The organism is Mucilaginibacter polytrichastri, from assembly GCF_001911425.1.
Taxonomy (GTDB): Bacteria; Bacteroidota; Bacteroidia; order Sphingobacteriales; family Sphingobacteriaceae; genus Mucilaginibacter; species Mucilaginibacter polytrichastri.
Map to the genome: position 1 here is coordinate 2,290,616 of NZ_MPPL01000001.1, position 18,764 is coordinate 2,309,379.

12 protein-coding genes are annotated in these 18,764 nt (G+C 41.4%); 5 read left to right on the forward strand and 7 right to left on the reverse strand.

Going from position 1 to position 18,764, the window contains the following annotated elements; all coding sequences use genetic code 11:
* On the reverse strand, nt 1–2,763 hold a 2,763-nt coding region (locus RG47T_RS09885), incomplete at its 3' end, for an SdrD B-like domain-containing protein (RefSeq protein WP_216351037.1).
* Nucleotides 2,764–2,890: 127 nt separating this feature from the next.
* On the opposite strand from RG47T_RS09885, the gene RG47T_RS09890 reads away from it, so the two are divergent.
* Genes RG47T_RS09890 through RG47T_RS09900 form a run of 3 tightly spaced genes read left to right on the forward strand, consistent with a single transcriptional unit; the run spans nt 2,891 to nt 5,699 of the window.
* Nucleotides 2,891–3,424, forward strand: a complete 534-nt coding sequence (locus tag RG47T_RS09890; protein WP_074489262.1) for a hypothetical protein — start codon at nt 2,891–2,893, stop codon at nt 3,422–3,424.
* Nucleotides 3,425–3,448: 24 nt separating this feature from the next.
* On the forward strand, nt 3,449–4,315 hold the full coding sequence (locus RG47T_RS09895) for a fimbrial biogenesis chaperone (protein ID WP_083627360.1): 867 nt from the start codon (nt 3,449–3,451) through the stop codon (nt 4,313–4,315).
* A gap of 52 nt (nt 4,316–4,367) precedes the next feature.
* A complete protein-coding gene (locus tag RG47T_RS09900; RefSeq protein ID WP_139235673.1) occupies nt 4,368–5,699 on the forward strand; it encodes a hypothetical protein in 1,332 nt (443 codons plus the stop codon).
* 9 nt (nt 5,700–5,708) lie between these two features.
* Here RG47T_RS09900 and RG47T_RS09905 read toward each other — a convergent pair whose 3' ends face one another.
* From RG47T_RS09905 to RG47T_RS09925, 5 genes are all read right to left on the reverse strand, one after another.
* Entirely contained in the window at nt 5,709–7,115 is a 1,407-nt protein-coding gene (locus RG47T_RS09905; protein WP_074489264.1) for a glycoside hydrolase family 30 protein, read from the reverse strand.
* Between the two features lie 32 nt (nt 7,116–7,147).
* Entirely contained in the window at nt 7,148–8,611 is a 1,464-nt protein-coding gene (locus tag RG47T_RS09910) for a glycoside hydrolase family 30 protein (protein ID WP_074489265.1), read from the reverse strand.
* A gap of 15 nt (nt 8,612–8,626) precedes the next feature.
* A complete protein-coding gene (locus tag RG47T_RS09915) occupies nt 8,627–9,868 on the reverse strand; it encodes a cytochrome c3 family protein (RefSeq protein WP_074489266.1) in 1,242 nt (413 codons plus the stop codon).
* A gap of 62 nt (nt 9,869–9,930) precedes the next feature.
* Complete coding sequence (locus RG47T_RS09920) at nt 9,931–11,466, reverse strand: RagB/SusD family nutrient uptake outer membrane protein (RefSeq protein ID WP_216351038.1); 1,536 nt, start codon at nt 11,464–11,466, stop codon at nt 9,931–9,933.
* Nucleotides 11,467–11,479: 13 nt separating this feature from the next.
* Nucleotides 11,480–14,608, reverse strand: a complete 3,129-nt coding sequence (locus RG47T_RS09925; protein WP_074489268.1) for a SusC/RagA family TonB-linked outer membrane protein — start codon at nt 14,606–14,608, stop codon at nt 11,480–11,482.
* A gap of 561 nt (nt 14,609–15,169) precedes the next feature.
* Between RG47T_RS09925 and RG47T_RS09930 the strand changes: the two genes are divergently transcribed.
* Both RG47T_RS09930 and RG47T_RS09935 read left to right on the forward strand, forming a co-directional pair.
* Nucleotides 15,170–17,089 carry a 7TM diverse intracellular signaling domain-containing protein gene (locus RG47T_RS09930; protein ID WP_074489269.1) on the forward strand — a complete coding sequence of 640 codons (1,920 nt, stop codon included), beginning with the start codon at nt 15,170–15,172 and terminating at the stop codon, nt 17,087–17,089.
* Between the two features lie 211 nt (nt 17,090–17,300).
* Nucleotides 17,301–17,669, forward strand: a complete 369-nt coding sequence (locus tag RG47T_RS09935) for an SPW repeat domain-containing protein (protein ID WP_074489270.1) — start codon at nt 17,301–17,303, stop codon at nt 17,667–17,669.
* Between the two features lie 69 nt (nt 17,670–17,738).
* On the opposite strand, the gene RG47T_RS09940 is transcribed toward RG47T_RS09935, so the two are convergent.
* Entirely contained in the window at nt 17,739–18,575 is an 837-nt protein-coding gene (locus tag RG47T_RS09940) for an MBL fold metallo-hydrolase (protein ID WP_074489271.1), read from the reverse strand.
* Nucleotides 18,576–18,764: the final 189 nt, after the last annotated feature.

An 18,764-nucleotide genomic window follows, 5' to 3' on the forward strand; every position in this document is an offset into this window, starting at 1 on the left:
ATGTACCTGATCAACAATATTGAAATAAATATCTTTATTCATTTGCGCATTTATTTTAATTGACTGATTGGGGTTATTAACTATAAACTTTTGTTTGTCTGTATCAACATTAACATGGTAACTATTTACGGGCAGTGCAAATTCAAATTCTCCCTCATTGTTGGTTAGTGTAGAAAATATTTGGTTCTTATCATCAGTAGCTATTATCCTCATACCTTCTAAATTAGGTTTAGTGGTAGCATATTCTTGTAATACTGCTTTAACTGTGCCTTTTAGCCAACCGCTCTTTACCAGCGGGATCATCATTTTTTGATTATGAACCAGGTTTATTTTAACAGGTTGCCCCAGATGCCAGCCATTGCCACGCACAACAGATAATACATAGGTATTTTTTTGGAGATTGCTATATTTAACCACACCTCTACCATCGCTTATTGTAGTTAAGTCACTATTGCTTGATCCTTTATCTGTAGACATGTTGATAATTAAACCCTCAATTGGTTTGTCGCTATTATTCAAAATACCATCGTTGTTTTCGTCTTCAAAAAACTGCATTTCCAGGCTATGAGTTCCTGGAGTACTGGTTCTGATAAACTGTTTACTGATACCTACCCTTGTTTGCAAATTGTAACTGTTGGTGTAAGATGGATAACTATTATAAAAAACCTGACCCGACATTTGCCAACCGCTCTTAAATTTGTAATATGCCTGGGCATTTAAAGCATTGTTACGTTTTATATTATAGCTGGTAAAATTTAAATAATCATTAACCGTGACATTTAGCCTGTTATTTAAACCTGTAAAATGAATATTGGGTCCGAATGAATAATTATGATATTGCTGATTGGAATAAGCAGTAACAACTTCTTCGGCAAGGTAGTATGGGGCATTTTGTAACAGCATGCTTAGCCCCCACCATTTGTTAAAATAATTGGTGTTAATACGGAAGCCCGTATATTTTTGCTTAAGCAATTGCGGGTTATTGGTTTGCGTATAACCCCAATCTGTAAGTGCCGAAAACTGCTGCCCATGCCCCAGCGCATAATTAAGATCTAACCCGGCTCTGTAAGATTTGGAAGATAACGGGCTATTAACCTCGAAAAAAGGCGTATTGTAAGTTTGGTTTATATCCTGTTTAAATAAGTAAGGGTGTAATGTTAAACTAAATGCCCGCCTGGTAAAATTAAAACCCACTTCGTACTTCAAGGTATTATTATAGAACCCGGTAATAGTTAGAGTATCCAGTAAATATTTAGGCGCGTTTTTAATTAGTTCGTAGTGGCCATATACTCTTACTTTGGGTGTGATGTGATAGTTGAGCAAGTTATCTGCTTGTGTTGTGCCCCGCTGCAAACCACTGTAATAAGGCGAACTGTAGTAGTTGTTTAAGCTCAGGTCCCAACGGTTATTACGGTAACTGTAATAGAACCCGCCCGCTATACCTGCTTTTGCCTGCCCGGTTGAGTCTTGCATTTCGCTGCTGTAACCGGCCTTAATATCCAATCGTTGGTTACCTTTTAAAGCAATGTGAGCATATCCGTTGGTAAAGCGTGTATCTATACCTGTTATAGGGTTACGGCTGTAAAGTACAGACACCTTTGCTACGTTACCATTATAATTAAAGTTATAACTCCCTGCAAACACCTTTGCACCCGGATACTGGTTAATAAGCTGAGAAAACAACACATAGCTATTTTGCACATAATACAGATCTACGCTGTTGTGCGAGTTAAAGAATGCCGATGCTTTTATTCCACGGCCAAATAATGAATAATCGAGGTTTTCCATTAAGTTACCCAATGCTATACCAACATGCTTACCTGTGTAATTAACCCAAGTGTCATAAGCATCAAAGGCATGTTGCTTATCATAGTAGTTAACGTTGAGGTTATAACTCAAATGGCTATCGGCATTTAGGGCAAGTTTACCATTTGCCAATAATGAATAAAATGAATAAGAGCGGTTTATAGTGCTATAACTTAGCTCGGCGGTGTTGGTTAACTGGTTAAAATACTGGCCGGATTCGGCAGCTTGCTGACGCTTATTACTTCCAATTTCTACAATTTGTAATGTGGCTGTAGCCAGGCTATTTCCGTGCTCATCTGTGCATTCTATCGTCACATTATAATTGGTAGAATAATTGGTATTGCTGCTTAAAAGCTTCGCATCGAAATCAATCATCTGATCTGTTCCGGCTGCGATAATAATATTCCTATTTGGTGTAACCAGCTGTAATCCAGATGGATTTACTATTGTTTTGATGGCCATACCTACGGGTGAATATCCCTTGTTTGAGCAGTTGAGCCTAAAGTGTGCCAGCCCGGTTACACTATTGAGATACACAATTTGCCCGGGTAAATTGAGCTGTATTTTATTTGTCTGATTTACCTTAACTGCAAACCCGGTCGCTACTTTTTTGCCGTCGGCAAGGTTTACATAAGTAACATTTATACGCCTCGACTGATCGGCTAACAAAGCCGCCGAACCAAAATATTTAACAGGGAAAGTAACAACCACTCCGGGTTTGATCACCACCGTATCGGGTAACCTTAATAAAACGTCCGCCGTAGTAGTTGTCAGAACGAGGGTTATTGCCTGGCTGTTTTTGTTTTCGAACCTTATTTTATTAGCGAAAGTTTGCCCGTAACCAACTGCTACAGTATCAGAAATAAACGCACACGATACACCAGTAGATTGGCCTGATGAGTAAGTGGGTAACTCAATTAAAATGAAGAACAGAACAAAGATTTTAAAACAGTTCAAAGCAAATAATCTTAGGTATCGGCAACGGAAATTTTACTTAGGAAATAAAATTTTACCGCGGCTAAATTAGTTTGCTTTTACGAAAGTTAATATATAAATGTTTATCAAAAACCCTTAATTATTTCTTATGAAACAATTCTTAACAATCTCATTGTCAATTATTTTGGCATGCTTTGGTGTAGCTAAAGCACAGGTAACAGGTACCACTAGTGTACACGTTAAATTGGTTGATATTTTGGCCCTTGCGGTCAACAATACAGACGTCAATATCAACTTTAATACAGCGTCTGATTATCAAAACGGAGTAAGCGTACCCATGGCTGGTCACCTTACTGTAACCAGCAACCAGGCTTACACTTTAAATGTAAAAGCAGCAGGCAACCTTGCTGGTACCGGTGTTAATACAGACGTGCTTGCACCAACCATTTTAACAGTTGCCCTGCCTACCACGGGTAACAATACTACGCTGGGTGCTGTACCAACAACTGTGGCAGGTTTAACAACAACCAACGCCGCATTGGTTACCGGCGCATCGCCCGGTTTACTAAAATTGGTTGATGTAAACTACTCGGTACCGTCATCCATATCAGCTACCACGGCGTTGCTTGGTAAAAAGGCTGATACTTACACTACCACAGTTACTTATACTATTACTCAGTAAATTTTAAAATAGTATACAACTGCTATGCAACAAATAAAAAAGCACCACAAGCACTTAAACATAGCCAGGGCTTGCTGGTGTTTTTTTGTGTTTTTGCTTCTTATAACAATCGACGGCCAGCACACCCAGGCCCAGGCTATATCCATAAGCCCTTCGCGCATGTTTTTTACAGGTGCAAAAAGCCAGGAACTAACCCAGCAAGTAACCTTAACCAATACCGGCACAACGGCATTATCATTTAAAGCCTCCTTAATGGACTGGGCAAGGGATAGTATAGGTGAAAAACAATACGCCCAGCCCGGTACAAATGCTTTATCAAATGCACAATGGCTGGAGGTAGCTCCCAATGTGGTAGAAATACCGTCAGGTGCTAAACAACAGCTTACGGTAACCATGCATGTACCTGCAGGGGCTTCTGCCGATGCAGTAACACACTCGATGCTGTTTCTTACGCAAATTAATGAGCAGGGCGGCAGTAAAGCCAATGCAACACATGCTTCGATAGGTGTAATTGTGAAGCTCGAATTTGGCATACACATTTACTATACCCCGCCTTTAACGATCAAGAAAGACCTTGATTTTTTAACGTTTTACTATGATGGCATTAAAACATCCGGCACTGTGCAGGTACGCCGGGTTGCTGTAAAAGTAAAAAACCAGGGCGACGTAATGACCGATGGCTTTATCAGTTTTGAAGTAACCAATAAATCTACCGGCGAAGAATTTAAAATCCCTGCAAAAGCCATTAGCATGCTGCCCAATGACGAGCAGGTGATCTATGTCGATCTGCCAATTACACTTAAAGGCCCTTATTTACTGGTTGCGCTGCTCGACGGCGGAGAAGAAACAAATTTAAAAGTTGCAAAAAAAGAACTGGATTTCATTTATTAGTATTTGTATTTGCTCGGTTTTATTACTGGTAATAACAGATACATGCGGACAGGTGAACTTTAATATTACCTCGGCTAATATTACAACAACATCACCCCTGACCGTAGATAATGCTACAACCGTTTATACCCAACCTGTTGTTGCCCTCATACCTAACATTACATTAAAATCATCGCCAAGCGGTTTACTTGCGCGTACGGGTGGAGGTACAGGTATTTTGGCAAATATATTTAGCGTTAAACTTATTGGTACCGGTGGTAATTTAATTAATGTTTTAGGCACAGCCCCCAGCATTACCTTAACTTCTACAGCACAAAGTATCTACAGCACGGTGTTGGGTGCATTACCAGGCGGGGCGCTAAACTTTAGATATACATTAAGTGGCGTTAATACCAATACCTGGATAGCAGGTAGTTATACTTCTGAATTAAACTTTGGCATAACCGGCATTAGCTCGGGTTCTGTAAGCCCCTTACAAGGGTCATTAAACCTTAATGTGGCAGCCTTTATTTCGGCAGTCCCCACACCTACCAGCCTGGCATTTACTATTAATTCGCTCGATTATTACCGGGCTTCTACCATATCGGGTACGTACAGTATCGCCACTACCACTACGGTACCCTATAGTATCCGTTTAAAAAACAACGCGGCAACATTTTCTTACAGTAATGGTTACTCGGGCGCTACAGACCCGGCAACACCAACAACCCTGTTAACAGCACAAGCTACAGCACCGGCAACAGGTACCGCCATTACAGGGGGCACTAGTTTCACCAACCTGATAACCGGATTAGCTGTGCCCACCGCTAACCTGCAAACCAATGTAATAACCCTGAGTATTAAACCTACCAATTTAAAAACTGGCTTTCTGCAAAAAGGCATTTACACAACAACGGTTACATTCGAGATTTTTGATGCGCAAACTACACCCACAGCCACTACCCAAACACTCACCTGCCCGCTTACCATAACGGTGAGTGACCTATCTGAACTAAAGGTAAACCAAGCAGATATCAATCTCAACTACACCGGATCTGCCGATTATACTAATGGTATTTACGCAGATGCCTCCGGCCATCTCACCCTAAGTAATACCAATCCGTTTGATGTATATGTAAAAGCAAGCAGCAGCACCCTCAGCAATGGGGCTAACACCTTACCTGTAAGTGTAATTACCATTGCGCCAATGCCTGCTTACCCGGGTAGCTTTACTTCCGTTAATTTATCAGCAACTGCGCAAAAAATACTCTCGGGAACGGTACCTGCGGTAGATAAAATCCTGAATGTGCGCTATGCTATACCAGCAGCCAAATCGCCTCAATTACTAGGTAAACCTGCGGGCACTTATAACACTACAGTAACTTATAGTTTTATAGCACCTTAGCCCCATCCATCATTTCCAAACGTAAGTAGCTACCGAACCGGCATTTAAAACTTCACTCACCTGCTGTCCTTTATATTTAATGCTGAAAGTTTGTGCAGTAACGCCTTTATTTATCACAATTAATACTTTACTGCCATCCGGTGTTTTAAATGCTACATTGGGTAGGTTGTCAATCAAATTAGATCTGATCCGTACCGAACCCGGTCGTACAAACTTAGCTGCATGTGCTACCACATAATAAGCCGGGTTGCGGGTTACGCTGTCTTTATCAATAGTAATACCGCCCATACAACGGTCGCAGCCTCCCCTGTCGGTATGTGGGTTACTTTGCGGGTCGGCAGCCAAATTCCACTCAATAACGTTGCGGCTCCAGTTACGGGTTGCGCCAATTGTTAACTTGGTAATATGGTCTGCCAAGTCTCTTTTAAAGTTGCCGGGCGCACCCATCCATTGCTCAGTGAAATATACGTTGCGGTCCGGGTGTGCATCGTGTACGGTGGTCAGCGCCTCAATTTTACCTGCATACAGGTGAAACGCCGAGCCATCCACGTATTTCTTAGCTTCAGGATCGTTTAAGATAGAGATTGGGTATTCGGGCTTATCGCAGTTATGGTCATAAACAATAATTTTGGTTTTGATGCCTTCTGCCTTAAACATCGGCCCCAAGTTGGTTTTAACAAAGCTAGCCTGATCTGCAGCCAGCATCAGCATGCTGGGGTTATTGCCGGGGTGTAATGGTTCGTTCTGCACCGTCATGGCGTCAATCGAGATTCCTTCCTTTTTCATACTTTGCACATACTTTACCAGGTATTTGGCGTAGGCATCAAAATATTCGGGCTTTAAGCTACCGCCACGCGTATCGCCTGTGGTTTTCATCCATACGGGTGGTGACCACGACGAACCTAAAATTTTGATCTTAGGATTAATGCTCAAAATCTCTTTTAAAACAGGGATCACATCCTTTTTATCAGGGCCTAAATCAAACTTAGCCATGTTGGGGTCGCTTTCGCCTACGGGCAGATCATCATACGAGAACACATACGGATTTAAATCTGACGCGCCTATAGTTACCCGCAAATAGCTGATGCCTATATTGGTACCATCTGTAGCAAATAACTCTCTGAGCAAAGCAGCACGTTTAGCCGGGTCCATTTTGATGATCAGTTGAGCGCTGCCGCCTGTTAAACAAAAGCCAAAACCGTCAATAGTTTGATAACTTTCTTTTTCGTTGATCTCGATGACCGGGTTTTGATCGATTTGCTTACCGAAAGACATTTCATGTTTCTGGTGTTCAAACAAAGCCGACTGGTCTGCATTGGTTAACCAGGTTTGTACGGCTCCTTTTTGCTGGGCAAAGGTGGATGTAGCAGCCAAGAAGATTGTTGCTGCCAGTGTTAATTTTTTAATGTTTAGCATTTAATTATTATTAGGATCATAGGGAGATAGTTTTACCAGATAAATGTTGCTACAGACATGCCTGCAAGCGTAGTTGATACTACTTTGCCGTTAAACTTAATGTTAAAGGCTTGTATACTACTTGTTGTATTAGATACGATAAGCACCTTTTTCCCATCGGGTGTTTTAAAAGCAACATTTTGCAGATTATCAAAGTTATTAGAAGCAATACGTACAGAACCGGGCCGCACAAACTTTGAAGCCTGCCCAATAATGTAGTACGATGTATTACGGGTAACCCCATTGGTAATTGTTAGCGCCCCCTGGCAGGTACTGCACCCCCCAACTGTGTGTGGCCCATAGCTGGCATCTGTTGCCAAATTCCACTCCAATACGTTGCGGCTCCAGTTGCGGGTGGCACCAATAATGAGGTTATTTATTGCCCATTGAAAATCGCTTGAAAAATTACCCGGCGCACCAACCCACTGCTCGGTAAAATAAATGTTCTTATTAGGGAAGGCATCATGTACCGGCCCTAGAGCACTGATTAAACCACCGTATAAGTGAAATGCAGAACCATCTACATATTTACCGGCATCGTTATCAGCCAAAATAGCTAATGGGTAGTCGGTCCTGTCGGCATTATGATCGTACACAATAATTTTTGCGGCAATATTCGCAGACTTAAACTGCGGGCCAAGGTTATTTTTAATAAAGTTAGCTTGCTCGCTGGCCTGCATAACAAGGCTTGGATTATTATTGGGGTTTAATGGCTCATTTTGCGGCGTAATGGCATCTATTGTAATGCCTTCGGCTTTCATTGCTTGTATGTATTTTACAAAATAACGTGCATAGGCATCGTAATAAGCTGTATTTAAACTTCCTCCCTTAAAACTGCCGTTAGTCTTCATCCAGGTCGGCGCCGTCCATGGGCAGGCCAGAATTTTAATAGTTGGGTTTAAAGCAATAATGCTCTTTAAAACCGGGAGCAGATCGGCACGCTCGGCGTCAATGCTAAAGTTTTGAAGGTCGGCATCAATTGGCCCTTCATCATAAGTAAACGGGGCAGCGCTGAGATCAGACGCGCCTAAACTAATCCGCAGATAACTGATGCCAATATGCGTACTATCTGTTGAGAACAATTCTTTCAATAAATTATCCCGTTGTGTTGCCGGCAACTTGTTAATTACGGTAGCGCTACCGCCTGTTAGGGTAAAACCAAAGCCATCAATAGCTTGATAAATTTGTGTGGTATCAACCTCAATGGTAGGATTAGTATTGGTACCGGTGTTAAAAATTAAGCTTTGGTTTTGCTTTTGCAGCAACGCGCTCTGGTCGCTCTGGGTAAGCCACATTGTTACATCCGTTTTTACAGGCGCTACCGGCGTTATGGGTGGAGTAACAGGGTCAGTGATGCTTCCTACTGCCCCTTTCTCCTTTTTACAGCCTGCTAAGAGTAAAGCCGCAGACAGCAAAATTGCATAAGTAATTCGTTTAGTTATAGGGTTGATGATCATGGGTAGGCTGTTAACTTATTGTTTGTTGAATTTTCTGAGCATTTGCAGTACTTGCGCTGTTTGTTGGGGGTAAACGGCTATACGGTGTGTGCGTAATAAGTACGGCGAGCTGTTTTTAGCATCCGTCATTTTAAATGAAATAACTTTTGATGGCATAGCAGGCATGTGGCAATCCACACATTTGGTGTTGATGGCATTACCCAGCTGTGGTGCCATTTTGCAAAAATTGTGGTCTTCTGTTTTGTGGCAACTCATACACTTCTGCGAATAGTTGACCATGTTGCCGGTCTCTTTTTCGTGGCTGTTATGGCAGTTGGTACAGGTCATGGTGACGCTATTGGCAAAACACTTGCTGTTTTTAAGTAAATTATATTGGTTGCCGTGCACATCCGGCTCTTCGCTAAAACCAAAATTGGGCTCATAAAAATTAGTTGTGGTATCACCGGGACGGAAACTAAAAACAGATCTGGTTACTTTAAGATCATTGCCCGAGTGACAAACCGAGCACATATCTACCTTTTGCTGCCGGGTTAAAGCCTTGTAGGGTGTAATAAACTTGGCCTGCTTATCCTGCGGGTTCTCGGCTTGGTAGTTTACATGTTCTGCAGCCGGGCCGTGGCAACGCTGGCAGTCAATGCCATAGATTACTGAGTTTTTATCATATTCTTCAGACACGGATAATGATCCGCTTTGAACAAATTTCCGCTCGAGGTAACTGCCGTGGCAATTAAAGCACCGGCTAACAATTTCCCGGTTAAAATAGGCTTCGTTGGGTGGAAAACCCGGACTATTGGCCCAATTGTGAATAATTTTAAAGTATGACAATGGTAGCTCAAATAATTTGTTACCTTTCCAATAACCGTAAGTCTGCGCTTTTTCGCCCGAACCAAATGCTACAGCAAATTGCGCTTCCTTAATTTTTTGATTATTGTAATAAGCTACCTGGTAAATCGCTGTCCCTCTTTTTTCGATGTTTATTTTAAGCTGGCTATTAAAGTTAAATGTGCTGCTATCAGCTACAATATCGCGCTGCAATCCATCCCCGGTAATCTGTTTAGATGTATGGAAATGGCCTGTTTGCGTGTAAGATGCATAAACATTGCTATGGCACTTTATGCACGATTTAGGATCGGCATAGGCCTGCCCTCTTACGTTAACCTTAGTTTGGTGCTTATCAATACATTGAGAAAAGCATATTATTAAAATAAATGCAATGCTTGATAAAAAAATAAGAAGCTTACCGGTTTGGTATTTCATCTGCTTACAAAATAAAATCAGAAAGCAGTTGCCTGCCTTCTGATTTTAAGTGTGATAAATTGTTATAAAGTACCGCCCCACTCCTTGTTTTGCTGGAGTTTGGTGTTATTAAGTTCGCTTTGCGGTATCGGGAATATCTCATTACGCCCGGTAATAAAACCCCTTTTCTGTAATACCTGGCCGGCAATGCCCCACCGTACAAGATCTAACCAACGCTGGCCTTCGCCTGCAAGTTCAAGCCGTCTTTCCTTCATCAGGTTATCCATATTTAACTCCACAGGGTTTAAGCCTACGCGCGCCCTAACTGCATTAAATAATTGATAAGCCCTCGAGCCAACACCACTCTGGCCTGCTTTCATTAAAGCTTCTGCTTCTAATAAATACGTATCAGCCAAACGGATCTCATAGTTATCCTGCGGGAAATTTAAATCGTAGTTGGTACCAACGCTAGTTTTGTTGGCTACGTGCGCAATAAACTTGTTAAGAAAGAAACCCGTATTGTTATAGCCCGGTGTGTATTTTGCGCTCTTAGCAATATTTTGAAGACTATCTAAGTTAGCCACAGTAGGGAAATTACGCGGATCATTGTGGATAAAGCTGGCAAACTCCGGCGTAAATACCAGGAAGCTATAACCAGAATAATAATCGGGTGCGGTAGAATTTAATTGCGAGTAACCACGCGGGCCTGTTATAATATCCAGCAAGTTACCTTCAGAAGCACCTGCATCTCCCCAGCCACCCTGCGAATTAGCACTGTGTACAATCTCTAAAATTGACTCGCTGTTAAACTTGTTTAAAGGGTTCCACAAGTCTGCATACTTTGGCAGTAATTTGTAACCATAGGTTGAGTTGGCCTGCCCCGGCGTGGTACCGTTCACAATGGCAAACTGTGCAGCAGCTTCGGGCCATTTTTGCTGCTGTAGGTATACCTTACCCAGTAATGCCTGCGCAGCGCCCTTGGTAATACGGCCACCTTCTGTAGCAGCAGGCACGGTTGCAGGTAATACAGGTATTGCATCTGTAAGATCCTTGATGATAAGCGTATATACATCTGCCGGCGGCGCTTGTACCACATCAAACATCTGAGATGGGTCGATGGTGCCGGTTATCAGCGGTATGTTTTTGAAAAAACGTACCAGGTCAAAGTAAAATATAGCACGCAATGTTTTGGTTTCTGCTATGTATCGGCTTTTTATAGCAGCATCCATTGGTATAGCATCAATTTTTGAAAGCAATACGTTGGCACGATAAATACCAGAATAGCCTTTGCTCCAAAGGTAACTTTCGGGCCCTACATTAGAGTTTAGGGTGTAGGTAGACATCACCTGCAAATCATTGATATCCGAAGGGCCGCCACCACCGGCCAAATGATCGTCGCAGGCGGCATCCATAATAGCTATCTTATCGTACAAACCACCAGCCTGAAAACCAAAACGGTCATAAACAGATACTAATGCAGCAAATGCATCTGCCTGTGTTTTATAATAATTATCTAAAGTAACACGCTCTTGCGGGTTTACATCCAGTTCATTTTTACATGAGCCCAGTAATTGCACCGTAAGTGCTAATGCGGCTACATAAGCAATTTTCTTTTTCATTGTTCTCATCTAATTAAAATCCAACATTTAAACCCACCAAAAACGAACGTGCCTGCGGATAAGCACCACGGTCGATACCGTAAACAGCACCGCCGCCTGCATCGTTACTAACACCCAGTTCCGGGTCGTAACCGCTGTATTTGGTTATGGTGAACAGGTTCTCGCTCAAAACGTAAACACGTAGTTTTTTCATTCCAATCTTGCTGATCATTGACCGTGGGAATGAATAGCCGAACTGTACACTTCTCAACCTAAAGTAGTTTCCGCTCTCCAGATACAGGTCTGTAAACTTCGAGTAGTTTTGATTAGGGTCGCCGTCAACAATTCTTGGCAACGTGGCCGATGTGTTAGTTGGGCTCCAGGCATTTAAATATTTGGTTTGATAGTTTGCCGCAGAAATATCAAGGCGTCTTAATCCCTGAAAGATCTTAGCACCACCAACACCACTACCAAATGCAATAAAATCAAATGCTTTGTAAGAAAGGTTGATGGTTAAACCATAGCTCATGGTTGGGTTTGGATTGCCCAGAATTGTTTTATCATTGGCGTCAATGATATTGTCGCCATTTAAGTTAGCAAACTTGGTATCGCCCGGTTTGGCATTAGGCTGTAGTATAGTACCGTTAGTACTTTTGTAGTTGTTTACCTCATCTTGAGATTGGAAGATACCGGCAGATTTATAACCATAATATTGGTTATAAGGCTGGTTTATGTAAGTCCTGGTAATGTTACCGAGTGTTTGAAAAGTAGCCGAATTATCATCGATATAGGTTTGGCCTGCAACCAGCTTGGTTACTTTGTTTTTAAAGAATGAAGCGTTACCATTTACACCCAGGTTAAAGTTACCCAACTGTTTTCTGTAGCCCAGTTCAAACTCGATACCCTTGTTCTCCATGTCAGATATGTTTTGAGCAAAGCTGCCGTAGCCGGTGTAAGCCGGTATTGGCGGGTTACCCAAAATACCTGTGGTTTTCTTTTTGTACACATCAACAGTTAGGGTAAAGTTTTGAAATAGGGTTGCATCAAAACCGATATCGGTTTGCGAGGTTTGCTCCCATTTCAAGTCCGGGTTTGCCGGTGCATTAGGGCTATAGCCAATGTTAATTACCTCGGTATTGGTTGAGCCAAAAGTGTAATTACGCTGGCCACCGCTACCAATTGTAGGCACGAAGGCAAAATCGCCAATACCATCATTACCGGTAATGCCATAGCTACCACGTATTTTTAGAAAGTTAACCACATTGTTTTTAGGGAAAAACGACTCCAAGGTTGGTACCCATCCCACTGATGCTGAAGGGAAATAACCAAACCTGTTGTTTGAACCAAAACGGGAAGAACCATCTCGCCTGATCAATGCCGTTGCCAGGTATTTTTCATCGTAGTTGTACTGTACACGTGAAAATAAAGAGTTGATACGATGGTCTGTACCGTCAGACCCGCTTGTGGTTCTGTTGGCAGCCAAGGTATTGAACCTGAACGATGCCTGATCAAAAGTAGTTGCAGGAATATCCAGATAGGTGGTAGTGGTACCTCTTGCATTTCCGTCTTTATACTCGCCCTCACCTGCTAACAGGGTAACATTATGCTTACCGAAGTTGCGTGTATACGACAGTATATTCTCGATGTTCCAGTTAATAACATAAGTGATACTGCGGGATAAAGAAGACCTGCTTGGTGCTGTTGAGGTATTAAAAAACGCAACCGGTGTAAAAGTATCCCCACCATAAAAAGCCATTTTGGTACCCAGTGAAGTATGTAACTTCAGGCCCTTTATCGGTTCGATATCAGAAAATGCATTAGCTACAATATTATGATCCCAACCGTAATTGCCCAACCTGGTTTGAATATAGGCCAGTGGGTTTTTCATTTCCTGCAATACTGCTGTAGAAATACCATAAGGGCGGCCTTGTGGGTCTCTTACCGCATCGGCGCGGTAGGTTGCTGCCACAGCAGGATCTGTAATAATAGCCGGTGTAAGCGGATCGAGATTAATTGCAGAACTTAATACACCTCCGTACTCCCGGTTAGTTTCGCCGACGCCGCTGTTAACAGAATGGCTGTAACCTAAGTTTTCACCAAAAGAAATCCATTTTGCAGGTTTATAAGTAGCGTTTAGCCTGATGTTGGCACGGTTCCATTTAGAAATATCTGTTGCAACAATACCATTGATATCGCTATATGCAAATGAAGTAAAGAACGTCGCTTTTTCGCTACCGCCGCTAATACTAAACTCGTGGTTTTGCTTAGGAGCGCTATTGTTAAATACAAGCGATTGCCAATCTGTACCCGCGCCAAATAAAGCTGGGTTAGCATACGGAGCCGCTTTGCCCGCAGCAACCAAAGCCGAGTTTCTAAGCGTTGCATATTGGGTACCATTTAGTAAGTCGAGCCTTTTGGCCGGTTCCTGTAAACCATAGTAACCGCTGTAATTGATGCTTAGATTACCCGATTTACCTTTTTTTGTAGTTACCAGGATAACACCGGCAGCTGCCCTTGTGCCATAAATGGCAGCAGAAGCTGCATCTTTTAAAACTTCGATAGATTCGATATCGCCTTGGTTAATGTAACCAATACCGCCGGCATCTATAACCACACCATCAACAACCCATAGCGGATCATTTTTACCGGTACCGAATGAGGTAAAACCTCTTAAACGCACCGTTGACGCAGAACCGGGCTGCCCCGATGAAGCTGCAATGGTAAGGCCTGATGTACGGCCCTGTAATGATTGCTCGATACGGGTTACGGGCTGGCTGTCCAGATCGGTGCCTTTTACACCGGATATAGCACCGGTTACCACACTTTTCTTTTGTGTACCGTACCCCACAACCACAACCTCGTTTAGGTTATTTTGAGTAATGGTAAGTGTAACGTTTAGTATCTCCTGGCTGCCAACCTGTACGTTTTGAGTTGCAAAGCCAATAAAAGAAAAGGTTAACGTGGCATTAGGCGGTACTTTAATAGAATAGTTACCTGTAGCATCTGTAACCACAGCATTTGGAGTTCCGTTTGCTTTAACAGTAACACCCGGAAGTATCTGACCCGTGTTATCGGTCACTTTACCTCTGATAGTAGTTTGAGCCATTACGATAGAACAGCTGATAAAAAGCAAGAAAATGAATAGCGTAAATTTTTTTCTCATAATTTAATATTTAGGGTCTATTGTCAATTTGCAGCGCTTTGCTGCCAAAAAATAATCCATACGGGCGCGTTTAGCCATAGGCATTAGAATGGGTTAAAAAGTTAAACATGTTAATTACAATTGGTTATGAACGGAGGTGCTGCTGTGAGGTTGAGCGCCTTTGTTTCGACCAAAATTATCGAAACAGAAATGATAAAAACAAATAAAATTTATCGTAAAACATTGATAATTAATATTTTACAATATTTTTAATACGCTTAATGAACTTGTAAATAAAACCAATGAAAACGTTGTAGTTACGTTTAAAGGCACTATTAAGCCTAAAGACTATAAGTGCAGCAATACGGTTAAATCACATTAAAAAAAAGTTGAATTCAGCGGCAGAAATTGCCTTTTAGAGATCATTATTTAATTGTGTCTTTTATACACGATTATATATAACATTAAATAATACATCAACATATTTGATTATATTTTTTAATCATTAGCTTTGTTTTACATACCCGTCCAAGGCGTATAAAAACCATTTATAACAACATTTTAGGCTTTTGATTAAAATCAATGATTAAACGCATTATTAACGTTTTAATTATTTTCGTATTACTATCTGTACGTGCCTTTTCGCAGGATGTGGTTGACATCAACAGCAAACTGGAGCACAAAATATTCTTTCAGCAACAGATATACTGTCTTGAAGACACTTCTAATTCATTCACGATCAAAGATGTAATAACCGGTCCTTTTAAAAATTCATTTGAGCCGAATAAAGATTATTACCCCCGAAACCAGCACCACTCGTCTACTTATTGGTATAAAATCAAGCTGAATTTTACAGAGAATATTGTAGATAACCCTTCTATTTTCGAGTTTTTTGACCAAACAACTGATAATATTACCGCCTATATCCCTAACGTAAACGGCCAGTATATTGCCAGTAAAACAGGTGCTTCATTCAATTTTGAAAACAGGCTTTTCAAACATAAAAATTTCGAGTTCTTTATCCCCAGTCAGCAAAAAGGGGTACATACTTATTATTTTAAAGTAAGCTCCAGGCAGGCTGTTAACGTAATTATTGTTTATCGTACCGTCCACTATTTTATATACTATGCCTTAACCGAGTATTTAACATACGGCTTGTTCTATGGTATGATATTGATCTTTTGCTTTCATAACCTGCTGATGTTTATAGCAGTTAAAAAGCGGCAATATTTATTTTACGTATTATATATTTTAAGCATCGGGCTGTTTGAAATGAGCACCGATGGCATTGCATTTCAATACATATGGCCGGGCGCCCCCCGGTGGAATGAGTATGCTTATGGCACAGCACTATATTTCATCAGCATATTTGCACTGATATTTACCAAAGAACTTTTGCATGTAAAGACCAAAGCACCTGTGCTTTACCGTATTATCAATGGCATTTTAATACTGCGAACCATTTACTTTGTATTTTGCCTCTGCTTTGCTAATAGTTTATTTTACTACAAATTTGTTGAGTTTGTACCACTGGTTACAGCCTTTGTAACAGGCATCACCATCTGGAGCAGAGGATACAAGCCTGCCCGCTTTTTTGTACTCGGTTATACTTTTTTATTCCTCGGCTTTTTAAGTAAGGCTATCAGCGTTTTGGGGTATAATAAGTACGTACCGGGTGTTGTTGGGCATTACAGCTTAAGCTATAGTTTTATATTGGAAATGGTATTCCTCTCTTTTGCCATTGGCGACCAGGTGAGGTTATTGCGCAAAGAGAAAGATGCGGCACAGGAAGAAACTTTGAGGCAATTGAGCATCAATAATGAGCTTAAAGACTCGATAAACCAGGAGCTTGAAAAGAAAGTTAAGATCCGCACCAAAGAGGTAATAGAAAAATCGCAGGAGGTTTTTGAACAGGCTCACATTATTGAGCAGCAAAACCATAGCCTGCTGGCCATTAATACTCAATTAGAACTACAGGCAGCTGAAATTTCGAGGATGAATGTATTGCTCGAGAAAGACAATATCCAGCTGAAAGATAATATAGAAAAGGTAACTGATGCCCGGGCCATGTCTACCGAGTTGTCTTTCGAAGAATTTAGCGCCAAGTATCCCGATCAGGAAAAATGCAACAAGTTTTTAGCAGAGATTAAGTGGACCAAGGGCTTTGAATGTGTAAAGTGTAATAATACAACGTATCACGAGGGCCGCGCTCCTTACAGTCGCAGGTGTACCAAATGCGGGTACGAAGAATCTGTGCTGTTTAATACCATTTTTCAAAACAGCCGAATACCTATAAATAAGGCATTTTACCTGTTATATTTAATATATACCAGCAAGGGTACCCTATCATCTTATCAACTTTCAGAAAAACTGAGCATACGGCAAAGCACTTGCTGGCAATATGCCATTAAAGTAAAAAAGGTGATGGATGAACGTAAAAGAGGAAAAAGAAGCAGTAACTTGGGCTGGAGCAAATTGATTATTACTCCTCATAACGATTAGTAAAGCCACCATGTAATCTAACAGCCGCGGGTTTGGGGTTACATCTAAACTTAAAAAACCAATAAGGCAATTATTCGGTTGAAAATTATTAATCTCTGATATATTGCAATTGTGAGCTTTAAAACGCAATTTTAAATAAACAAAAGTTAAAAAAAGTGTGTTCTTTTGCCGTATACATTTTTACAATACAATATCAATCATTAACATCATCATGACCGCATTTATCTCAACTAAAGTTCTAGGCGTATTAGACTATGCAACCAGCATCATTATCGGGGCTTCTCCGTGGTTGTTTGGTTATTATAACATTAGCAGTGCTGCATTATTTATTCCTGTTTTTCTGGGCGCTATGCAATTAATTATGACCATTTTCACCAATTACGAATTAGGTATGATTAAAGTATTCCCACTGCGTATGCACTTATTTTTAAACACCTACATTGGCTTCTGGTTATTGATCTCGCCTTTCTTATACGGCTTTGCACATATCGTGTTTTTACCACAGGTGGTTTTAGGCCTATTGCTTTTTGTGATGGGAATTTTTACTAAAGGCTCTCCATACCTGGAAGAAAGCCACTAAACGGCCTGTTCAGCATATGTGTCTAATTTATGCTGAAATATATAAAAACTCAATACTCGTTGTTCTCTACTATTGAAACAACGAGTATTGTACATTTGCAGGTATATATTCGTGGTGTGGCATGGTAACAGGTACAACCAAATTGCCAATCTGATAAACCGCCGACTCCTGGTAGCGGGAGGCCACAATAATCTCTGTACCATCTGCATGCTCATCAAATAATTGCTTTACCAGTTCGGGATTGTTGTTGTCTTTCGAAAGATGCGACAATAACAGGTGGCTCATATATTCTGGCTTGTGCTTAATAAAAAGCTCCAAAGCCTGGGTATTGGATAAGTGCCCCCTACCCCCGCTGATGCGGCGTTTTAAGTGGTAAGGGTAACGGCCACCAGCCAGCATTTGCTCATCATAGTTAGCCTCCAGAAATGCTGCATGGCATTGCGCAAAATTGCGGATCACATGTTCGCAGGCACTACCTATATCGGTAATTACACCAATGTTAATATCGCCGCAACTTACAATAAAGCTATGCGGCTCTGCAGCATCATGAAATTTGGGGAAGGCAGTTATTGTGATATTGCCAATTTTTACCGGGTGATAAGCCACAAAGGGATAAACCATTTGCGGGTTTAAAAATTGCCTGCCAGTAAATGTAGTGCGCGGCGTAAGGTAAACCGGCAACTGGTATTTCTTAGCAAGTACAGGGATACCCGAAATATGGTCTGAATGCTCGTGCGAAATAAATACCGCCTTTACCAAACTCATGGATAAGCCTAAACGGGCCATCCGTTTCTCCGTCTCCCTGCAAGAAATACCGGCATCAATTAATACCGCCTCCTGCTCATTACCCACGTAATAGCAGTTGCCATTACTTCCCGAATTTAATGAGGCTATAAATACACACATATCTGATTACAAAGTAACCGGTTTTTACTAAAATTTATAGCAGGGAATTTAAAAATTATTTGCGTTAGGGATAGCAGTGGAAAGCCCGGAGCGTAGCGAGGACTTGCAACGTATAGCCCGGCCGTAGGCAACGCACAAAAAAAAGCCCCCGCCTTAAGTATATATCCCTTTTTCTATCTTATCGGGTTG

Excerpts from the sequence above, each read along its gene's own strand:
- RG47T_RS09890 (WP_074489262.1), top strand. The coding sequence starts at position 2,891 with ATGAAACAATTCTTAACAATCTCATTGTCAATTATTTTGGCATGCTTT.
- RG47T_RS09895 (WP_083627360.1), top strand. The coding sequence starts at position 3,449 with ATGCAACAAATAAAAAAGCACCACAAGCACTTAAACATAGCCAGGGCT.
- RG47T_RS09905 (WP_074489264.1), bottom strand. The coding sequence starts at position 7,115 with ATGCTAAACATTAAAAAATTAACACTGGCAGCAACAATCTTCTTGGCT.
- RG47T_RS09910 (WP_074489265.1), bottom strand. The coding sequence starts at position 8,611 with ATGATCATCAACCCTATAACTAAACGAATTACTTATGCAATTTTGCTG.
- RG47T_RS09915 (WP_074489266.1), bottom strand. The coding sequence starts at position 9,868 with ATGAAATACCAAACCGGTAAGCTTCTTATTTTTTTATCAAGCATTGCA.
- RG47T_RS09920 (WP_216351038.1), bottom strand. The coding sequence starts at position 11,466 with ATGAAAAAGAAAATTGCTTATGTAGCCGCATTAGCACTTACGGTGCAA.
- RG47T_RS09925 (WP_074489268.1), bottom strand. The coding sequence starts at position 14,608 with ATGAGAAAAAAATTTACGCTATTCATTTTCTTGCTTTTTATCAGCTGT.
- RG47T_RS09930 (WP_074489269.1), top strand. The coding sequence starts at position 15,170 with ATGATTAAACGCATTATTAACGTTTTAATTATTTTCGTATTACTATCT.
- RG47T_RS09935 (WP_074489270.1), top strand. The coding sequence starts at position 17,301 with ATGACCGCATTTATCTCAACTAAAGTTCTAGGCGTATTAGACTATGCA.
- RG47T_RS09940 (WP_074489271.1), bottom strand. The coding sequence starts at position 18,575 with ATGTGTGTATTTATAGCCTCATTAAATTCGGGAAGTAATGGCAACTGC.